At 70.6% G+C, this 14,434-nt stretch carries 17 protein-coding genes; 7 read left to right on the plus strand and 10 right to left on the minus strand.

Annotated features, from left to right (window positions below; genetic code table 11):
- The first annotated feature begins 10 nt into the window (after nucleotides 1-10).
- Genes JIG36_RS42910 through JIG36_RS42920 form a run of 3 tightly spaced genes read left to right on the plus strand, consistent with a single transcriptional unit; the run spans nucleotide 11 to nucleotide 3,003 of the window.
- Complete coding sequence (locus JIG36_RS42910; protein WP_203382629.1) at nucleotides 11-1,288, plus strand: magnesium transporter MgtE N-terminal domain-containing protein; 1,278 nt, start codon at nucleotides 11-13, stop codon at nucleotides 1,286-1,288.
- Nucleotides 1,285-1,827 (plus strand): DUF1003 domain-containing protein, encoded by a 543-nt coding sequence (locus JIG36_RS42915; RefSeq protein WP_203382630.1) that lies wholly within the window; start codon nucleotides 1,285-1,287, stop codon nucleotides 1,825-1,827. The genes JIG36_RS42910 and JIG36_RS42915 overlap by 4 nt, the downstream gene beginning before the upstream one ends.
- Nucleotides 1,828-1,851: 24 nt before the next feature.
- Complete coding sequence (locus tag JIG36_RS42920) at nucleotides 1,852-3,003, plus strand: Mrp/NBP35 family ATP-binding protein (protein ID WP_203382631.1); 1,152 nt, start codon at nucleotides 1,852-1,854, stop codon at nucleotides 3,001-3,003.
- Between the two features lie 123 nt (nucleotides 3,004-3,126).
- Here the strand turns inward: JIG36_RS42920 and JIG36_RS42925 are convergent, their stop codons facing one another.
- Together JIG36_RS42925 and JIG36_RS42930 are read right to left on the minus strand one after the other, a co-directional pair.
- Nucleotides 3,127-3,546 carry a twin-arginine translocase TatA/TatE family subunit gene (locus JIG36_RS42925; protein ID WP_203382632.1) on the minus strand — a complete coding sequence of 140 codons (420 nt, stop codon included), beginning with the start codon at nucleotides 3,544-3,546 and terminating at the stop codon, nucleotides 3,127-3,129.
- A 66-nt stretch (nucleotides 3,547-3,612) separates the two neighbouring features.
- A complete protein-coding gene (locus JIG36_RS42930) occupies nucleotides 3,613-4,899 on the minus strand; it encodes a S1C family serine protease (RefSeq protein ID WP_203382633.1) in 1,287 nt (428 codons plus the stop codon).
- 231 nt (nucleotides 4,900-5,130) lie between these two features.
- Between JIG36_RS42930 and JIG36_RS42935 the strand changes: the two genes are divergently transcribed.
- Nucleotides 5,131-5,739 (plus strand): O-methyltransferase, encoded by a 609-nt coding sequence (locus tag JIG36_RS42935; protein ID WP_203382634.1) that lies wholly within the window; start codon nucleotides 5,131-5,133, stop codon nucleotides 5,737-5,739.
- An 88-nt stretch (nucleotides 5,740-5,827) separates the two neighbouring features.
- Here JIG36_RS42935 and JIG36_RS42940 read toward each other — a convergent pair whose 3' ends face one another.
- Both JIG36_RS42940 and JIG36_RS42945 read right to left on the minus strand, forming a co-directional pair.
- A complete protein-coding gene (locus JIG36_RS42940; RefSeq protein ID WP_236049323.1) occupies nucleotides 5,828-7,222 on the minus strand; it encodes a leucyl aminopeptidase family protein in 1,395 nt (464 codons plus the stop codon).
- A 92-nt stretch (nucleotides 7,223-7,314) separates the two neighbouring features.
- Complete coding sequence (locus tag JIG36_RS42945; protein WP_014694782.1) at nucleotides 7,315-7,482, minus strand: DUF3117 domain-containing protein; 168 nt, start codon at nucleotides 7,480-7,482, stop codon at nucleotides 7,315-7,317.
- Between the two features lie 257 nt (nucleotides 7,483-7,739).
- Between JIG36_RS42945 and JIG36_RS42950 the strand changes: the two genes are divergently transcribed.
- Both JIG36_RS42950 and JIG36_RS42955 read left to right on the plus strand, forming a co-directional pair.
- The gene (locus JIG36_RS42950) at nucleotides 7,740-8,549 is read left to right on the plus strand and encodes a PaaX family transcriptional regulator (protein ID WP_203382636.1); all 810 of its coding nucleotides are present in this window, start codon (nucleotides 7,740-7,742) and stop codon (nucleotides 8,547-8,549) included.
- Nucleotides 8,546-9,379 carry an enoyl-CoA hydratase/isomerase family protein gene (locus JIG36_RS42955; RefSeq protein ID WP_203382637.1) on the plus strand — a complete coding sequence of 278 codons (834 nt, stop codon included), beginning with the start codon at nucleotides 8,546-8,548 and terminating at the stop codon, nucleotides 9,377-9,379. The genes JIG36_RS42950 and JIG36_RS42955 overlap by 4 nt, the downstream gene beginning before the upstream one ends.
- Before the next feature lie 179 nt (nucleotides 9,380-9,558).
- Here the strand turns inward: JIG36_RS42955 and JIG36_RS42960 are convergent, their stop codons facing one another.
- The 6 genes from JIG36_RS42960 to ndhC all read right to left on the minus strand — a co-directional run bounded on the left by JIG36_RS42960 (nucleotide 9,559) and on the right by ndhC (nucleotide 13,249).
- Entirely contained in the window at nucleotides 9,559-10,359 is an 801-nt protein-coding gene (locus JIG36_RS42960) for a S1 family peptidase (protein WP_203382638.1), read from the minus strand.
- 254 nt (nucleotides 10,360-10,613) lie between these two features.
- Complete coding sequence (locus JIG36_RS42965; RefSeq protein WP_203382639.1) at nucleotides 10,614-11,150, minus strand: hypothetical protein; 537 nt, start codon at nucleotides 11,148-11,150, stop codon at nucleotides 10,614-10,616.
- 13 nt (nucleotides 11,151-11,163) lie between these two features.
- Entirely contained in the window at nucleotides 11,164-11,763 is a 600-nt protein-coding gene (locus JIG36_RS42970) for a DNA-3-methyladenine glycosylase I (RefSeq protein ID WP_203382640.1), read from the minus strand.
- A gap of 35 nt (nucleotides 11,764-11,798) precedes the next feature.
- Nucleotides 11,799-12,296 carry an SRPBCC family protein gene (locus tag JIG36_RS42975; RefSeq protein WP_203382641.1) on the minus strand — a complete coding sequence of 166 codons (498 nt, stop codon included), beginning with the start codon at nucleotides 12,294-12,296 and terminating at the stop codon, nucleotides 11,799-11,801.
- Nucleotides 12,293-12,802: a DivIVA domain-containing protein gene (locus JIG36_RS42980; RefSeq protein WP_203382642.1), complete on the minus strand. Its 510-nt coding sequence runs from the start codon at nucleotides 12,800-12,802 to the stop codon at nucleotides 12,293-12,295. Before JIG36_RS42980 ends, JIG36_RS42975 begins: the two co-directional genes overlap by 4 nt.
- A 69-nt stretch (nucleotides 12,803-12,871) precedes the next feature.
- Nucleotides 12,872-13,249 carry an NADH-quinone oxidoreductase subunit A gene (ndhC, locus tag JIG36_RS42985; RefSeq protein ID WP_203382643.1) on the minus strand — a complete coding sequence of 126 codons (378 nt, stop codon included), beginning with the start codon at nucleotides 13,247-13,249 and terminating at the stop codon, nucleotides 12,872-12,874.
- A 260-nt stretch (nucleotides 13,250-13,509) separates the two neighbouring features.
- On the opposite strand from ndhC, the gene JIG36_RS42990 reads away from it, so the two are divergent.
- Nucleotides 13,510-14,434: 2-oxoacid:acceptor oxidoreductase family protein (locus JIG36_RS42990; protein ID WP_236049370.1), on the plus strand; the 925-nt coding region annotated here is incomplete at its 3' end.

Genomic DNA, 14,434 nt, shown 5'->3' on the forward strand with positions numbered 1-14,434 from the left:
GGCTGGAGCCGTGACCATGGGGACAAGGGTTTATCTGGCCCGGCTCGCCGGGTTGCCCGTCTTCGACCCCAACGGTGACCGGGTCGGGCGGGTCCGCGACGCCGTCGTACGCCTGCGCACCACCAACCGCCCGCCGCAGGTGGTCGGGCTGGTGGCCGAGATGGCGCTGCGCCGGCGCATCTTCCTGCCGATCGGCCGGGTGACGTCGATGGACGCCGAGGCGGTCGTGCTCTCCAGCGGCTCGCTCAATCTGCGCCGGTTCGAGAAGCGGCCCAACGAGCTGCTGGTGGTCGAGGAACTGCTGGACCGCCGGGTGACCGTCATGCCCGACGACGGTGACGGCGACGGCACCCCGGGCACGGTGGTCGACATCGCCATGGACCTGAACCGCAACAACGAGTGGCTGGTGACCCGGGTCGCCGTGCGCGCGCAGACCGGCCGGCTGGCCCGCCGCGGGCACATCTACCAGGCCGAGTACGAACGGGTCCGCGGTCTGATCGGCCCGACCGACACCCAGGGCACGTCGAACCTGCTGGCCCTGCTCGAGCAGATGAAGCCGGCCGACATGGCGAACGCTCTGCAGGACCTGCCCGACGCCCGGCGCAACGAGGTCGCCGCCGCGCTGAGCGACCGCACCCTGGCTGACGTGCTGGAGGAGCTGCCCGAGCACGACCAGGTCGAGATCCTCGTACGCCTCGACCGGGAACGCGCCGCCGACGTGCTCGAGCGGATGGACCCGGACGACGCGGCCGACCTGCTCGGTGAGTTGCCGAAGGCCGAGCAGACCGTGCTGCTCGACCTGATGGAGCCCGACGAGGCCGACCCGGTGCGCCAGCTGATGAACTACCGCCCGGGCACGGCGGGAAGTGTGATGACCTCGGAGCCGGTGATCCTCACGCCCGACACGACGGTGGCCGAGGCCCTGGCCCGGATCCGTGAGCCGGAGCTGTCCCCGGTGGTCGCGGCGCAGGTTTTTGTGGCCCGAGCGCCTTCCGCGACGCCGAGTGGGAAATATCTCGGCATGGTCCACTTCCAGCGGCTGCTGCGCGAACCGCCCTCCTCGATCCTCGGCGGCATCATCGACAACGACCTCGAGCCGTTGCGCCCCGAGGCCACGCTCGCCGAGATCATCAAGCGGATGGCGACGTACGACCTGGTTGCCATGCCCGTGATCGACTCCACGCACCGCCTGGTGGGCGCGGTGACCGTCGACGACGTGCTCGACCACTCGCTGCCCCGCGACTGGCGTGACCGTGACCTGCACGAGGACGACGAGGTCGTGCTGTGACCGAGCCCCGCCGGGACCGCCTGGACCAGCCCGTCGAGCCGGGCCGGGTGCGGCTGCCGCGCTTCGACCCGGAATCGTTCGGCCGCTGGTCCGAGAGCATCGCGCGCTACATGGGCACGGCGCAGTTCATCGTCTGGATGACGCTGGTGATCGCGGCCTGGTTCGCCTGGAACACGCTCGCACCGGCGAACCTGCGCTTCGACCCCTACACGTTCACCTTCCTCACGCTGATCCTGTCGTTGCAGGCCTCGTACGCGGCGCCGCTGATCCTGCTCGCGCAGAACCGGCAGACCGACCGCGACCGCCTGGCCATGGAGGAGGACCGCCGGCGGGCCGCGATGCAGAAGGCGGACACCGAATACCTGGCCCGTGAGATCGCCTCGCTGCGGATCGCGCTGGGCGAGGTCGCCACCCGTGACTTCCTGCGTTCCGAGCTGGCCCGTCTGGCCGACGAGCTGGACGAAGCGGCCCACCGCCGCGAGAAGCGGGCCCGGTCGGACTGGGAGGAGGATCGCAAGGACTGGGACGAGGCGCGCTGATTACCGCGACGTAGCATGGGCACCATGTCCGCACCCGCCTCCACCCTCGAGGACGCGATCCAGGCCGCGCTGGCGACCGTCGACGACCCCGAGATCCGCCGCCCGATCACCGACCTCGGCATGGTCAAGGGCTTCACCGTCGCCGACGGCACGATCCGGGTCGAGTTGCTGCTGACCGTGGCCGGCTGCCCGCTGCGCGACAAGCTCAACAACGACATCACCGCCGCCCTCACCAAGATCCCCGGCATCACCTCGGTGAGCGTCGACTTCGGGGTGATGGACGAGGAACAGCGCAAGGCCCTGCAGGCCACGCTGCGTGGTGGCGGCCCGGCCGCGGCCGAACCGGTCATCCCGTTCGCCCAGCCCGGCTCGCGCACGCGGGTCTACGCGGTGGCCAGCGGCAAGGGCGGCGTCGGCAAGTCCAGCGTCACCGTCAACCTGGCTGCGGCCCTGGCCAAGCGCGGGCTGTCGGTCGGGGTGATCGACGCGGACATCTACGGCCACTCGGTCCCCCGCATGCTCGGCGTCGACGGCCGTCCGACCCGGGTCGAAGACATGATCATGCCGCCGCAGTCGCACGGCGTGAAGGTGATCTCGATCGGCATGTTCACCGCGGGCAACGCCGCCGTGGTGTGGCGCGGCCCGATGCTGCACCGCGCGTTGCAGCAGTTCCTGGCCGACGTCTACTGGGGCGACCTCGACGTGCTGCTGCTCGACCTGCCGCCCGGCACCGGCGACGTGGCCATCTCGCTGGCCCAGCTGCTGCCCAACGCCGAGATTCTGGTCGTCACCACCCCGCAGACCGCGGCCGCCGAGGTGGCCGAGCGGGCCGGTGCGATCGCCCTGCAGACCCACCAGCGCCTGGTCGGCGTGGTCGAGAACATGTCGTGGCTGGAACTGCCCGACGGCTCGCGCATGGAGGTCTTCGGTGCGGGCGGTGGCCAGGCCGTGGCCGACTCGCTGACCACCACTGTGGGCGCCTCGGTGCCGCTGCTGGGTCAGATCCCGCTCGACACCCGGGTGCGTGAGGCGGGCGACGGCGGCGAGCCGATCGTGCTGGCCGCTCCCGAGGCGCCGGCCGCGCAGGCCCTCGACAAGGTGGCCGACAAGCTGGCCGTCCGCCGGGAGTCGCTGGTCGGCAAGCCGCTGGGCCTGATGGTCAACGCGCGCCGATAACAACCGCAGACAAAGAACGGCCCCGCTGACTCAGCGGGGCCGTTCTGCTAGCTCGTCATGCTCGCCGGCCCTTCCAAAAACGCAGCGGGAAAGCGCAGCGAAGGCGGGCCTGGAGCCGGTGTGTCAGGTCGCGTCGAGGTCGAGCTGCCGCTGGGCCGGCGCCGCCGGAGCGGCCGGGGCGGAGGACGTCGAGCGGTTGTTCTTGATGTCGGCGGCCTCGGCGACCTCGGTCAGGTCGCTCTTCACGCCGTTCAGGTCCTGCTTCACGTCGTCGAGGAGGCCCTGCAGAGGCTTGCGGATGGCCGCCTCGTCCTCCTCGCTGATCAGGTGCTTGCGGATGAACGCCTTGGGGTGCAGGTCTTGCAGCTGAAGGTCGGTTCCGAGCTCACGGTTGAGGTCGCTGGTCGCATTCTGCGCCATCGCCCGCAGGCCCCGCAGCATGCGCAGACCATCGCCGATGACCTTGGGGAGGCGTTCGCCGAAGATCAGCAGCGCGAGCATGAGCAGCGCGCCGATCTCCCACCAGTTCAGATTCTCGAACATCCGGCCTCCCAGGTCTCGGCGCCAAGCCTACGCACGCAACCCGTCAGTTAGCAGTCCCGAGGGTGATCAGTTGGAGTCGGCCACCAACGTCACCGAGGCGGTCTGTGTCTTCGTCCCGCGACGGTACTCCACCGACACGGTGGCCCCGGGGTCGTACTTGCGCACCAGGGCGATGAGGTCGGTGCCGTCCTCGAGCACGTGCCCGTCGATCTTGGTGACCACGTCGCCCGACTTCATGCCGGCGGCGGCGGCCGGACCGGCCGGCTCGACCGAGCGCAGCCGCGCACCCGACGTGCTGGTGCCGCCCGTGACCACCTCGGCGCCGATCACCGTGCGCCGGGCCTTGCCGTGGTCGATGATGTCGCCGGCCACCCGGCGGGCCTGGTTGATCGGGATGGCGAACGCGAGGCCGATGTTGCCGGCTTCGGTCTCGTTGCCGCCGACCGAGCGGATCACCGAGTTGACCCCGATGACCTCGCCGGCCGCGTTGACCAGCGGGCCACCCGAGTTGCCCTGGTTGACCGCGGCGTCGGTCTGGATGGCCGCGTAGTAGCGGGTCGTGCCGGCGTCGCCGGCCTCGATGGTGCGGTCGACCGCGCTGACGATGCCGTAGGTCACCGTGTTGCGCAGCGCCAGCGGCGAACCGAACGCGAGCACCGGGTCACCGACCGCGATCGCGTCCGAGTTGCCGATCGCGACCGGGGTGAGACCGCTCTTGGCGACCTTGATCACAGCCACGTCGGACTGCGGGTCACGGCCGACCAGCTCGGCGCGGGCCGTGGAGCCGTCGCTGAACGCCACCGACATCGTGTCGTCGGCGCCCTCCACGACGTGGTCGTTGGTGATCACATAACCGTCGTCGGAGACCACGAAGCCGGAGCCGATCGCGCCCGTCACGCGCACGGTGACAACGCTCGGCAGCACCTTGGCGGCGATGCCGGCCAGCGACTCGGGCGCGCGGTTGGCCGCGGCGGGCGGGTCTTCGGCGGTGGCGCCGAGCGCCGAGCCGCCGCCGGTCGCGACGCCGCCACGGACCGCGAAGACATAGCCCAGCGTGCCACCCAGACCACCCGCCAACAGGGCCGTGATCAGGCAGATCAGCAGAATCGGGGTGTACGAGCGGCGGGGCGCGTCGGGGTTGGGCACGACCTCGGGCTGCGGCCCGGACGCGATGGCCGGCTGCTGCACGACGACGGCCGTCGGAGCGTACGGGTCACGCCACGGGTCGTGCATGGCGTCGGACCACCACGGTGACTCCGGCGCTCCCGGCGATCCGGGGGGCATGGGATGACCGGTGGCGGGTGGCTGACCTCCTGAATAGGGAGCGGAGCGCGCGTTCCAGCCGTCGGTCACGTCGGTGCCTCCACTCAAAGTCCTCCCGCGTCGCCTCTCCAGAATGACACGGATCCCGGGTGACGCCCTGCCCCGGCCTGTTTATCCCATCGATGGCCACGTGCATCCGGGTAGTGCATCGCTCTAGTCTCTAATCCGATGTGTGCGGGTGAATCCGCCGCGTCCGCAAACCGCCCGGAGGTCGTCATCGTCCCGTCAGCCCGCCCGATCGGCCCATCGACGGGCCAGGCCATGCAGTTCGCCGAGGCGTACGCCAACGAGGACATCGTCCTCCAGACCGCCCGCAGCCTCGCGCACGAGCTCGGTCTCGACAGCGTCACCCCCGCCGCGGGGTCGGTGCTGCGCCTGCTCGCGGCCGCCGGCAGTGCCAAGGCGGTCGTCGAGATCGGCACGGGCGCCGGGGTGAGTGGTGTCTGGTTGCTGCGCGGCATGCGGGCCGACGGGGTGCTCACCACCATCGACGTCGAGAACGAGCACCAGCGGGTCGCCCGGCGCATCTTCACCGAGGCCGGGTTCGCGGCCTCCCGCACCCGCATCATCACCGGCCGCGCGCTCGACGTGCTCCCCCGGCTGGCCGACGGCGCCTACGACCTCGTCTTCGTCGATGCCGACGTGACCGAGTTCGGGGCCTGTGCCGAGGCCGCGCTGCGCCTGCTGCGCCCGGGCGGGGTGCTGCTGGTCAACGGCGCGATGGCGGGTGGCCGGATCAGCGACCCGGCGGCCCGCGACGTCGACACGCTGACCGTCCGCGAGACCGTACGGGCCGTGCGCGAGTCCGAGGAGTGGATCCCGGCGATCGTGCCCTCGGGAGCCGGCCTGCTCGCCGCGGTCAAGCGCTGACGGGCGGGCCTGCTCGCCGCGGTCAAGCGCTGACGGGCGGGCCTGCTCGCCGCGGTCAAGCGCTGACGGGCGGGCCTGCTCGCCGCGGTCAAGCGCTGACGGTCGACAGGTAACGCACCAGGGTCCGTACGCCCCAGCCGGTCGCGCCCCGGGTGAGCTCCAGCTCGGAGGTCTCGGTCCAGCAGGTCGCGGCCATGTCGACGTGGGCCCAGCGGTCGGCCCGGTCGCCGGTGAAGTCGCGCAGGAACAGCGCCGCCATGCCCCCGCCGTGGGTGGGCGAGCTGTGCCGGTCGGCCACGTCGCTGCGCAGCAGTTCGCGGTAGTCGCCGTGCAGCGGCATCCGCCACATCCGCTCCCCGGCCGCTTCACCGGCCTCGGTGAGGGCCGTGGTGAGCTCGTCGTCGTCGCCGTAGAGCGCCGCGTAGCTCCGGCCCAGGGCGACCCCGGCCGCGCCGGTGAGGGTGGCCAGGTCGATCAGGACGTCCGGTTCGAGCTCGGCCGCCGCGTAGGCGAGCGCGTCGGCCAGCACCAGACGGCCCTCGGCGTCCGAGTTGGTCGACTCGCTGGTCGAACCGTCGTAGTGGGTGATCACGTCGCCCGGGCGGTAGGCGGAGCCGCTCACCGCATTTTCCGCGAGCGGCAACAGGGTGGTGACGCGCACGGTCAGGCCCAGGTCGGCCGCGGCGAGCGTAGCCGCGGCGACCGCGGCCGCACCGGCCATGTCGTTCTTCATCCGCTTCATGCCCTCGCGGGTCTTGATCGAGATGCCGCCGCTGTCGAACGTGATGCCCTTGCCGACCAGCACCACGTGGGTCGTCGCGCCGGGCGGGTCCCAGACCATCTCGACCAGGCAGGGCTTGAACTTCGAGCCGCCGCCGACCGCCCGCAGCCCACCGAACCGGGCCAGCTCGTCTCCGGTCCGCACACGGACGCCGACACCGGCCCGCTTGGCCGAGGCGCCGCTGATCTCCTCGGCGAACCAGTCGGGGTTCTTCAGCGAGGGCGGCGTGTTCGTCAGGTCGCGGGCGAGCCAGGTCGCGTGGGCCGTCGTGCGGGCCAGGGCCAGGCTTTCCCCGTACGCCTCCACGCCGCCCGTGACCAGCTCGACCTCGGCCGTACGAGGTTCCTCGCGGGCGTCGCGGTAGCGATAGCCGCCCAGCCACAGCCCCTCGGCCGCGCCCCGCACCGCCTCGGCCGACGCCGGCCCGAGATCAAACTGGGCCGGTTCGTCATCGGGCAGGGCCCGCGCGGCACCGGCGCCGGCCGCCCGCCAACCGGCCTCGTCACCCGCTCCGACGTGCGCCAGCAGCACCAGGGCAGGGCTGCGCAACGGGCGGGGAAACATCTGGATGGTGCCCGCCGGCTGGTCCGTGTCGGCCAGTGCGGCGATCTCGGCACCCAGGGCACCGTCGAGGTGCGAGAGTGGACCCGACGCGCCGATCGGCACGATGCGGGTCCGTTCGTCGTCGAGTCGGTCGGTCAACCGGATCGGATACACGAGAGCGTGACCTTTCTCGAAGACGTGGAAAGCCCGCCGGTCCGGGCGGTACCGTACCGGCGGGCTCGCGTGAAACGTCAGCCGGCGATCGACTTCAACGCGTCACCCAGCGCGCTGGCCTCGTCCGGAGTCATCTCAACGACGAGACGGCCACCACCTTCCAGCGGGACACGCATGACGATGCCCCGACCCTCCTTGGTGACCTCCAGCGGACCATCGCCCGTCCGCGGCTTCATCGCCGCCATCTTGTCTCCCCTCAGACCTACATCAGGGTGTCGGTGGGTTCCCCCACAGCCACTTCTTACGCCGCGTGCTCAGCCCCACGCGGCGCCGTACCTCGTTTCCGACCGGCGGCCGAGGGGCCATCGCGCGCGCTGACGCGACCCGGCCCACCGTGCCGATCAAACATTTTCCCTGATGAACACCGGCGAACCCAAACCCAGCCCGGGCGGATGTGACAGCGTCTAGCATATCGTCTTTTGGGCTGTCACAATGTGCGGTCATGCAGGCGCGGTCGGCACTCTTCGACCTGTACGGCGACTACCTCCGGCCGAGAGGCGGCCGCGCACCGGTTGCGGCCCTGGTCAGACTGCTTGCGCCGCTCGGCATAGCCCCGCCCGCGGTGCGCACGGCGGTGTCCCGCATGGTGCGCCAAGGGTGGCTGCACCCTATGCGATTGGTCTCCGGCCCCGGCTATCTCCTGACCCCCAAGGCCGCGCGCCGTCTCGACGAGGCTTCGGCCCGGATCTACCGCACCGGCCGGGTCAGCTGGGACGGAAAGTTCGACCTGGTGCTGCTCCACGGCCAGCTCGGCAAGCGGGAGGCCGGGCGTCTGGCCTTCCTGGGTTACGGCGCTCTCGGTGAGTTCGCGTGGGTGGCCCCGCGGCCGGCCGAGGAGGTCGACGTCGTGCTCCGCGAGGCCGGGGTCGGCTACGAACGGTTCAGCGCGAGCCACGCGGCCGGGTCGCCGGGCGCCGCCGAAGTGGTGGGCAAGGCCTGGGACCTGCCCGAGCTGGCCCGGTCGTACGAGGACTTCGTCTCCGACCTGCGGCCGGTGGTGACCGCGGTGAACGCCCGCAGCAGCGACGAGGAGGCGTACGCGGCCCGCTTCCACCTGGTGCACGCCTGGCGTTCGTTCCTGTTCCGCGACCCGCAGCTGCCCGCCACACTGCTGCCGGCGCGCTGGCCTGGGGCGAGCGCGGCCGGGTTCTTCGACCGGCACGCGTCCCGTCTGCGCCCCGCCGCCGATCGTTACGTCGAGCGATGCCTGCAACCGGCCAGTCGCAATCGTGTGGGATTCTCAGAGCCATGACTGCCGTCCAACCACCCCACCCGCCACCCGTGACCGGACTGAAGTCTGAGCATCTTCTTGTCGACCGCACCGGCGCGGTCGTCACCTTGACGCTCAACCGCCCCGAGGCCATGAATGCCCTCACGGTCGACCTCAAGGAGGCGCTGCGCGACACGCTGGCCTCGCTGGAGAGCGACAAGTCGTGCCGGGCGATCGTGCTGGCCGGGGCGGGCACGGCATTCTGCGTCGGTCAGGACCTGCGCGAGCACGCCCAGCAGCTCGAGTCGGGGCGCACCGACCTCGACACCGTACGGGCGCACTACAACCCGATCGCCCAGCGGCTGGCCAGCATGCCCAAGCCGGTCGTGGCGGCCGTCCGTGGCATGGCGGCCGGGGCCGGGGCATCGTTCGCGCTGCTGGCCGACTTCCGGATCGGCGGGCCCAAAACCGGTTTCCTGATGGCCTTCGCCAACGTCGGGCTGGCCGGCGACAGCGGCATCTCGTGGTCGCTGCCGCGGATCGTCGGGCACGCCCGCGCGCTCGAACTGCTGCTGCTGGCCGAGCCGGTGCGGGCCGCGAAGGCGTACGAAATGGGTCTGCTCTCGCGTCTGACCGAGGATGACGAGCAGGTGCTGCCGGCCGCGCAGGAGCTGGCCGAGCGCCTCGCCGCGGGCCCGACCGTGGCCTACGGAGCGATCAAGCGGGAACTCTCCATCGGCGACGCGGGCACGCTGTCCGACGCGCTGGCGGCCGAGGCCCAGGCCCAGGCCATCTGCGGCGCGACGACCGACCACAAGGCCGCCGTCGACGCCTTCGTCAACAAGCAGAAGCCGGCCTTCGAGGGTCGCTGACAGGTCACACCTATCAGCGGCGTCCTCGACTGCTACTAGCTGCTCTGACCGCAACCAGAGTCGGATTTCGCCCGTCAATGACTTGGGCACCGAAAACGGCTAGCGAAGCGAGGCCGTTTTTGGCGCCCAAGTCATTGACCTTCTGGGGCGAAATCCCGGAGCCGCGGAGCGGCGACCAGCTAGCTCAGGGAAGCGGCCGCGGAGCGGATCGCGCCGGAGAAGTAGCTGACCTGGGTGTAGACGCCGGGCTTGTTCGGACGGGCGCAGCCGTCGCCCCAGCTCACGATGCCGACCTGAACCCAGGCGTTGCTGGCGTCGCGGCGGAACATCGGGCCGCCGGAGTCGCCCTGGCAGGTGTCGACGCCGCCCGCGGTGTAGCCGGCGCAGATCTCCTCGGCCGCGATGACCTGGCCGCCGTACATCGACGACGAGTTGCAGGTGGAGTCGCTGACGAACGGCACGGTCGCCTTCAGCATGTACCGCTGCTGCGCGCCGCCCTCACGGTTGGCGCCCCAGCCGGCGATCGTGAACGTGCCCGAGTCGTTCGCCGTGCTGGTCGCGATCGGCAGCGTGGCCAGGCCGGTGACCGGGCTGGAGAGGCGGATGAAGGCCCAGTCGTCGCCGTTGCCGTTGTAGCCCGGCGCGCGGTAGACGTAGTTCGACGTACGGGTGATCCGGCTGCTCGACTGCAGGTCGACGACGCCCAGCGTGGCCGTGATCGAGGTGTTGGTGCCGGTGCGGCTCACGCAGTGCGCGGCCGTGAGCACCAGGGTCGGGCTGTAGAGGGCGCCGCCGCAGCCCATCGACAGACGCACCATCCATGGGAACTCACCCTGGGTGGCCCGGCTGCCGCCGACCACCGAAGGAGCGACCACGCCGTCGCCCGGAGGCGCGGTCGGCGCCGCCTCGGCGGTCGTGCCCCACGCCGCCACGGTGAGCGCGGCCACGGCCGTGCTCACAAGAATCCGCCACTTGACCATTCGGTCCTCCCACCACGAGCGCGCCCGGTAGAACGCGATTGGGGAGGAGCCTAGGCATTGAGATTCATGTATGTAACGATCCCAAAACCGTCATATTGTCAGCAGTGTTCCCACAGCAACCACAGTCGGATTTCGCCCGTCGATGACTTGGGCTCTGAAAACGGCTAGCGAAGCGAGGCCGTTTTCAGCGCCCAAGTCATCGGCCTCCCGGGGCGAAATCCCGGAGCCGCGGAGCGGCGACCAGCAAGCTCAGCTCAGTCCTCGTCTTCCTCTTCGGGGTCCTGGTTGGCCTCCTCGCCCAGCACGAAGGCCTGCATGGCCAGCTCGTTGCCGGAGGGCCAGACGTAGGTCGGCAGCTCGACCGGGCCCAGCTCGAGCACGTGGGACCAGAACTGGCGCACCGCCTCGGCCGGGGTCGCCGCCTCGATCGGCAGCGCGACGCTGACCAGCCAGGTCTTCTTGTCGCCGGCGGCGGTGACCCCGCCGATCGCCTCGGCCAGGCCGCGGAACACCGCGGGGTCGACCGGAGCGATGCGGACGTGGTCGTCGAGGCCCAGCTCGCTCGCGGAGACCGGCTGGTCGAAGGCGCGGCGCAGGTAGGCCAGCACGAGGTCGTCGCCGTCGGCCGGCACCGCCTGGGCCAGCGCCACGACCTCACCGTCCGCGACCAGCAACACCTCGTCGTCGGGACCGATCGGACCCGCGCCGCCCGACACCGCCACGGTGTCGTGGTGGAACAGGCGCTCGGTCGCCCACCGATCCGCCGGAATGATCACCGCCCACTGAGCCATGCCGACCATCTCATCACGGGGCCGGTCGGGCACCGACCAGTGGGACCCAGCAGCCCGCCAGATGGTCGTCGACCATCCCCGTCGCCTGCATCAACGCGTATGCCGTGGTGGGGCCGACGAACCTGAAGCCGCGCTTCTTGAGGTCTTTGGCCATCGCCTGGCTCTCGGGCGTGATGGCCGGGACGTCGGCCCGGGTCGCGGGGCGGGGCGGCCGCGGGGCCGGGGCATAGGACCAGAGCAGCGCGTCGAGGCCGTCGGGCAGGTCGGCCGCGACCCGGGCATTGGCCAGCGCGGCATCGATCTTCATGCGGTTGCGGACGATGCCGGTGTCGGCCATCAGCCGGGCGGCGTCGCTCTCGGAGAACGCGGCGACCTTCTCGATCGAGAACCCGGCGAACGCGGCCCGGAACGCCGGACGTTTGCGCAGGATCGTGATCCAGGACAGCCCCGACTGGAACGCCTCGAGGCACATCCGCTCGAAAAGGGCGTCGTCGCCGTGCACGACCTGGCCCCACTCGGAGTCGTGATAAGGCAGGTAGTCGGGGGTGCTGCCGCCCCAGAAGCAGCGAGCCCGGCCGTCAGCGCCGACGACCAGGCCGGTGGTGTCTGTCATGGCGCCTACCGTAAAGGCGACCTACGACAGAAAACTCAGGGCAGCTTGCCCTGCTCGACCAAGCGGCCGAACTTCTTCAGGGCGCCGGTGAAGCCCAGCTTCGATCCGGGCCAGAGCACCGGCCAGGCGATCTTGCCGATCGGGCCGGCCGGCAGCTGGAACCACTCGTGCAGCACGACCTGGGTGCGATCGCCCGACATGGGCGTGCACCGCATCGTGCCCGGGCCCCGCAGCACGGTGCCGCAGTGCACGACCCTGACCTCGTACGGCGGATTGACCTTGACCACCCGCAACTCGTCGCGCAGCGCCGCAGGGCCGAGCGCGGTGACCGCCTCGACCAGGCTGCCCTCGCCGCCGTCCCCCTCGACCACCCGGACCTTGGTGAACGGGATCCAGTCGGACTGCTTCTCCCAGTTGAGGAACGCGTCGAAGACCCGCCGGGCGGGGGCGTTGACGATGACCGTGGCGGTCACCTCGCCCGAGCCGGGCTGGGCGGCGTCGCCGAGACCGTCGACCGGTTCGGTCGCGCTCACCGCGGCTCCGCCGGCTCGGTGCGGGCCTTCTCGCCGGCCGGAACGGGGGCGTCGTCGGGCACCGCCTCGGGCTGGGCGGGCGTCACCTGTATCTGGATCTCGCCGCTCGGAGCGGGCGCGGCCGGGGCGGTGGCCTGCTCGGAGGGGGCGACCGCGGCCTCGCGCGCGCGGCGGAGCACGTCGGCATCCGCCTCACGGCCGTCGCGCAGCGCCGCGACCTCGGCCTCGAGCACGCCGATCAGCTCGCCCTTGTAGCCGATGTCGTAGGCGGCGCGCTGGAGCGCCTGGTCGACCTGGGACATGCGGTAGCCGCGCCAGGCCGTGTCGAACTTGGTGCGGGCCACGTCCTCCTCACCGAGCGGCCGGTCGCTGGGCAGCGGCACGGCGGCGCCATCCGGCTCGACGGGCGTCAATGCGTTGTCGCCGCCACCGATCATCACGGTCACGCCGAACACGATCGCGGCGACGACCAACGCCACGACGATGAAGAGGAGAAGCTGGCCCATGCGCACGATGTTGGCATGCCGGACAGCGCGTGGCGAGTCCGCCACCCCGACACGCCCGACTGCGGGTGCTCAGGTCCAGGTCAGGATCTTTTTCCGCCAGGCGTAGAGGATGCCCAGCGCGAGGACCGCCACGAAGACGCCCATCTCGGTCACGGTGGCCCAGCCGAAGCCGGGCCGATCGAAGACAACCGCCCACGGAAAGAGAAAAACGGCCTCCACGGCGAAAAGCACATAGAGGTACGCGTAGACGTAGTAGCGGATCTGGGCCTGGGCCCAGTCGCCGCCGACCGGGTCGATGCCGCTCTCGTACGAGACGTATTTGCCCGGTGGCTCGGCCGGAGCGGCCGGTCGCAGCAGTTTGTTGGCCGCGAACGCGCCCACGAAGACGAGAACGCCGGCCGCCGCTACCAGCCCGAGCGTGGCGTACGACCCCAGATACCCGTCCACGATCGGACAGCGTAGCCGGATAGTGGACTCCGGTGGTTCCACTAAGCCCGCCCTGGCTACTGTGGTCAACGGCCTTGCCCCGGCTCGTAAGGACCGGCGACGTAGGCTGGAGATGACTACGCGGGCCGGCCCACAGACGTGCTCACCGCGCCGGCCGGCACCATTGGGAGGTTGCGAACGTGTCCGCTTCCGCTGGAGCGAAGCGAGTCGAACAGCTGGATCGGGTGGTCATCCGTTTCGCCGGCGACTCGGGCGACGGCATGCAGCTGACCGGTGACCGATTCACCTCGGAAACCGCCCAGTTGGGTAATGACATCTCCACTCTGCCGAACTTCCCGGCCGAGATCCGGGCGCCTGCGGGCACCTTGCCGGGCGTGTCGAGTTTCCAGGTGCATTTCGCCGACTACGACATCCTCACGCCCGGTGACTCGCCGAACGTGCTGGTCGCGATGAACCCGGCCGCGCTCAAGGCCAACCTGGCCGACCTGCCCGCGGGCGCCGACATCATCGTCAACACCGACGAGTTCACCAGGCGCAACCTGGCCAAGGTCGGTTACGCGGTGAGCCCGCTCGAGGACGGGTCGCTGTCGGAGTATGCCGTGCACCCGGTTGCTCTCACGTCGATGACGGTGGGTGCGCTGGCCGAGCTCGGGGTCGCCAAGAAGGACGCCGAGCGGGCCAAGAACATGTTCGCGCTCGGGTTGTTGAGCTGGATGTATTCGCGTCCGTTCGAGTCGACCCTGCGGTTCCTGGAGGCGAAGTTCGCCAAACGCCCCGACCTGGTCGCGGCGAACAAGGCCGCCTTCCAGGCCGGGTGGAACTTCGGTGAGACGACCGAAGACTTCGCTGTGCGGTACGAGGTGAAACCCGCCCGCATGAAGCCGGGCACGTATCGCAACATCACCGGTAACCAGGCGCTCGCGTTGGGCCTGGTCGCGGCGTGCGTCAAATCGAAACTGCCGCTGTTTCTGGGCGCCTACCCGATCACCCCGGCCTCCGACATCCTGCACGAGCTGTCGAAGCACAAGAAGTTCGGCATCACGACGATGCAGGCCGAAGACGAGATCGCCGCCATCGGGGCCGCGCTCGGAGCCTCGTACGGCGGCGCTCTGGGGGTCACCACCACCTCCGGGCCGGGTGTGGCGCTCAAGGGCGAGACGATCTCACTGGCCATCGCCTTGGAGC

Origin of the sequence: Paractinoplanes ovalisporus (assembly GCF_016834655.1) — a bacterium.
Lineage (GTDB): Bacteria > Actinomycetota > Actinomycetes > Mycobacteriales > Micromonosporaceae > Actinoplanes > Actinoplanes ovalisporus.

Bases quoted from the DNA above. Each gene is read 5' to 3' on its own strand.
- JIG36_RS42980 (WP_203382642.1), bottom strand. From the start codon at position 12,802: ATGGGCCAGCTTCTCCTCTTCATCGTCGTGGCGTTGGTCGTCGCCGCG.
- JIG36_RS42960 (WP_203382638.1), bottom strand. From the start codon at position 10,359: ATGGTCAAGTGGCGGATTCTTGTGAGCACGGCCGTGGCCGCGCTCACC.
- JIG36_RS42950 (WP_203382636.1), top strand. From the start codon at position 7,740: ATGCAGGCGCGGTCGGCACTCTTCGACCTGTACGGCGACTACCTCCGG.
- JIG36_RS42920 (WP_203382631.1), top strand. From the start codon at position 1,852: ATGTCCGCACCCGCCTCCACCCTCGAGGACGCGATCCAGGCCGCGCTG.
- JIG36_RS42925 (WP_203382632.1), bottom strand. From the start codon at position 3,546: ATGTTCGAGAATCTGAACTGGTGGGAGATCGGCGCGCTGCTCATGCTC.
- JIG36_RS42945 (WP_014694782.1), bottom strand. From the start codon at position 7,482: ATGGCGGCGATGAAGCCGCGGACGGGCGATGGTCCGCTGGAGGTCACC.
- JIG36_RS42935 (WP_203382634.1), top strand. From the start codon at position 5,131: ATGCAGTTCGCCGAGGCGTACGCCAACGAGGACATCGTCCTCCAGACC.
- JIG36_RS42955 (WP_203382637.1), top strand. From the start codon at position 8,546: ATGACTGCCGTCCAACCACCCCACCCGCCACCCGTGACCGGACTGAAG.
- JIG36_RS42970 (WP_203382640.1), bottom strand. From the start codon at position 11,763: ATGACAGACACCACCGGCCTGGTCGTCGGCGCTGACGGCCGGGCTCGC.
- JIG36_RS42965 (WP_203382639.1), bottom strand. From the start codon at position 11,150: ATGGCTCAGTGGGCGGTGATCATTCCGGCGGATCGGTGGGCGACCGAG.